This window comes from Pseudarthrobacter sp. J1738 (genome assembly GCF_050490315.1).
Lineage (GTDB): Bacteria > Actinomycetota > Actinomycetes > Actinomycetales > Micrococcaceae > JBNPEO01.
The window spans coordinates 1-3,535 of the sequence record NZ_JBNPEO010000022.1; the positions used below are offsets into that span (position 1 = coordinate 1).

The 3,535-nt window shown below is 61.5% G+C and carries 3 protein-coding genes and 1 pseudogene; 1 reads left to right on the plus strand and 3 read right to left on the minus strand.

All coding sequences use genetic code 11. From position 1 onward, the window contains the following. The coding region (locus tag ACQR35_RS14680) for a transposase (protein ID WP_430269233.1) at positions 1-263 on the minus strand (263 nt) is incomplete at its 3' end. A gap of 201 nt (positions 264-464) precedes the next feature. Between ACQR35_RS14680 and ACQR35_RS14685 the strand changes: the two genes are divergently transcribed. Then, positions 465-1,013, plus strand: coding sequence for a GrpB family protein (locus ACQR35_RS14685; protein ID WP_430267606.1), 549 nt, complete (start codon positions 465-467; stop codon positions 1,011-1,013). Positions 1,014-1,081: 68 nt separating this feature from the next. Here ACQR35_RS14685 and ACQR35_RS14690 read toward each other — a convergent pair whose 3' ends face one another. Both ACQR35_RS14690 and ACQR35_RS14695 read right to left on the minus strand, forming a co-directional pair. Then, positions 1,082-2,179: an IS110 family transposase gene (locus ACQR35_RS14690; RefSeq protein WP_412884955.1), complete on the minus strand. Its 1,098-nt coding sequence runs from the start codon at positions 2,177-2,179 to the stop codon at positions 1,082-1,084. 302 nt (positions 2,180-2,481) lie between these two features. After that, positions 2,482-3,399 (minus strand): annotated as a pseudogene (locus ACQR35_RS14695) (ISL3 family transposase); the annotation flags it as partial. Between the last annotated feature and the right edge of the window lie 136 nt (positions 3,400-3,535).

A 3,535-nucleotide genomic window follows, 5' to 3' on the forward strand; every position in this document is an offset into this window, starting at 1 on the left:
GAAACTTTTTTTAGGAATTCGTTCTCCCGTTCCACTTCACGTAACCGGATTTCCATCGCCTTGTACTTCGCTGCATCAACCGGGGTGTCCGGTGTTCGGGCGCCGCCAGTCTCGCCTTCACGGTCGAGCCTGATCCAGCGTTTGAGAGCGGTCAGGGAAACGCCAAGCTCAACGGCTACCAGAGCTAATGGCCGGCCAGAGGAACTAGCCAACGCAACAGCATCAGCCTTGAACTCATCAGAATAGGTGGGTCGAGAAGACATGAGAACAATCCTTTCAAAGACTGTCTCAGATCAGTAGTACACCTCAACGGGCGAGTCTGCTGACACGATCCGGCATGCGAGACCTTTGGTGCTGCCCTGTCCGTGACTTGCGAGGTCAGGTCCTCGATCCAGTGCCAATCGGGTCCCAACTGTGGCAACACCTTAGAGGGCCTATCGGGCGCCACCCAAGGCGGCAGCGGCGTGGCCTCAAAGAGTGCAGACACCATCGGGACCAGAATCGGACGGATGGACGACGAACAGCCGGTGACACTTGTGGCGAGCAGATACGAGGAATGGGCGGACCACTATGCCCGGTTCGCCGCGGCGATCCTCGAAGTGCTCCCCGAAGCCCACTGCGAACACATTGGTTCGACTTCCGTGCCCGACCTGCCGGCGAAAGATGTCATAGACGTGATCGTGGGGGTCAAGGTTTCGAGCGTTCAAAATGCAGCCCGGGCGCTGAAAATGGCGGGGTTCGCCCTCGAGGGGATGAAGCCCGGCCATTGCTGGCTCGCGTGGCCAAGCCGCCGCCATCGAGAATCCGTGGTGCACGTCGTCGCATTCGAAGGCACTGAATGGTCTGCACGCATCGCATTCCGCGATCTGCTCAGAGAAGATCCGGCGGCCCGCGCCGAATACTTTGAGGCCAAGAAGATTGCAGCCGACGCAGCCTCGGGCTGGAGTGACTACACGGCTGCCAAATACCCCACCGTCGCGCGCCTTCTAACTCGGACCAATCGAATGCCCTGACGACGCCCAGCGGCAGGTCCCAGGAAGGGGAAATTTGCACGCCGAGGGATCCTTTACCGGACACCACCTCAACCATCTGCCCCTGCAACGCGGGATGGGGCCGGTTCCGCGGTGGCGTAAAGTGCGTTGAGCTGGCGGTAGAGGATACGGGCAATGTAGCGCTTGAGGGATCTGCGGATTTCGCGGTAGCTGCGTCCTTCTTGGGTGCGTTTGGCGACGTAGTCCCGTGTTCCGGGGTCGTGGACCATCCGGGTCATGGTGATGGTGTGCAAAGCCCTGTTCAGGCGCCTGTCACCGCCCCGGTTGAGCCTGTGCCGGACAGTGTTACCGCTTGAGGCCGGCAAGGGATTCACCCCTGCCAGCGAGGCGAAGGCAGCTTCACTGCGGACCCTTCCAGGATGCGACCAAGCTGTCAGGACAGTGGCGACGGTGACAGCCCCAGCCCCCACCATCTCCAACAGCGGCGCCGCCGGGCTGTCTTGGATCAGCTCTGTCATACGCTTCTGATTCGCCGTCAGCTGGGTGGTCACCTCGAGAACGCGGCGCGCCAGCCGGACTGCCTCCTCGCGCGCGATCGACAGTTCGATCTGCTCCTGTCGTTCCCGCCACCTGGTGATCGTGACGATCTGGGCGGGAACCAGAGGTTTACGGGCGTCAATTCCCAGATCGTGTGCCCGGAGTAAGGCGATGAGTGCATTGACGTTCATTGTTCGGTCCCGGGTCAACTGATCCCGGGCTGCGCTCAGGATCCTGAGCCCGGCACGGGCTCCTTCATCCCTGCGCGGAGCACGGAGCTGGGACTCCTCGATGGTCAGGACTGCGGTTCCGATGGCGGCCGCGTCCAGCGGGTCGGACTTGCCGATGCCCCGGCGCCCTCGGGCGTTCATCCGTGGAGCTTCGGCGACGTCATAGCCGGCGTCGGTTACCGCCCTGGCCAGACGTGCCCCATAAGAGCCGATACCCTCAACGGCCCATAGACAGGCGACATCACCGTCTGTCCGTCGGCCGACCCAGGCAAGTGCGCGGGAAATCCCTGCCGGGGTGGTCGGGAACTGCTCGCACGCGACCTGCTGCTTGGTGCTGGCCTCGATGATGGCGTAGGTGTGGGTGCGGGCGTGGCAGTCCACGCCAATGACGAACGGGCGGGTCTGCGCAACGAGAGTCAACGCGGCCACCCTCCTTCCTTTCGAACGGGCACGACTGGTCGCATCACGACCGGCACTGACCTGGGGAAGAGTCACGTCGAGGCAATACTGTGATGAGCCACAACCCCAAAGGGCTGGGCAAGCTTCTAATCAAGCCACCGACGTGGGACAGGTCAACGCCGGCCGCTCCCCCCAGTACGGACAAGTCGGGGGACATGCACCCTCAAAGGGGCAATTGTTTTTTCGAGTCACGCGCCAGGCAGAACGACCGGCATCAACACTGCCAGCTAGTCCCAGACCAGCCACTGCAAGACTCACAGTGTTTTTTGTTTCTCAGTCAGTAGATCTGCACCGGTGTGCAATGTGCGTCGTGCTTTATAGAGCGGGTCGCCAGCACGTCCGCGGTGCCCGCACGTTGCCTGTTGGATGCGTCGGCGGCAGTGGTCCAACGCATCCCCTGCCAGGCGTATGACATGAAAGGGGTCCATGACCGGGACAGCGTCGGGCAGCTCGTCGGCCGCGGCGCTCTTGAAGCCGGAGAACCCATCCATGGCGACGACCTCAACACTGTCTCGCCATGCCTGTGGGCGTCCCTGCAGCCACGTGGCGAAGACTTGTTTCGAACGTCCTTCGACCATGTCCAACAAGCGGGAAGGACCGGTTCCGTCCCTGATCGGTGTGAGGTCAATGATGACGGTGACGTACTTATCCCCGCGCCTAGTATGTCTCCAAACATGCTCGTCAACACCGATGACTTTCACCCCGTCAAAGCGGTGTGGGTCATCGATCAGCACACGTCTTCCTTCGGCGAGAACAGCCTTGTTCGCGGTGTTCCAGGTGACGCCAAGGCCTTCAGCGATCCGGGCCACGGTGAGGTGTTGGCACACGATCCCTTCCAACGCCCAACGCAGCCCTCGACGGGAGAGCTTAGCCCTGGGCTCGGCCGCTTTCGTGGTGTCTTGGCGCCACACATGCCCACAACCGGTGCACTGGTAACGGCGGATACGCACCAGCAACGTGGTGGGTCGCCAACCGAAAGGTTCATGACCCAGTTCGCGCGTCACAGTATCCCGGGAGACGCCCTGGCATCCGCACCTGTGGCACCACTGATCAGGAGCGAGAACACGGCAAGCAAGAACAGCACGATCCGGACGGACATACTGCCCGGTCACCTCGAGTCCGAGGCCATCAAGACGGCAAAAAGTAGTCAGGTCAGGGCATTGAAAGGTAGCGTTGAACACGAGGGCCTTGCTGTAGAAAATTTCGATCTAGACAATCTGATTCTCTACCAAGGCCCTCACCTACACCGAACCAAGTTCCCCGCCCCGGACTTCACACCCGGCAGCGCTGACTACACTCTGGATTCGGAAGAGCCGG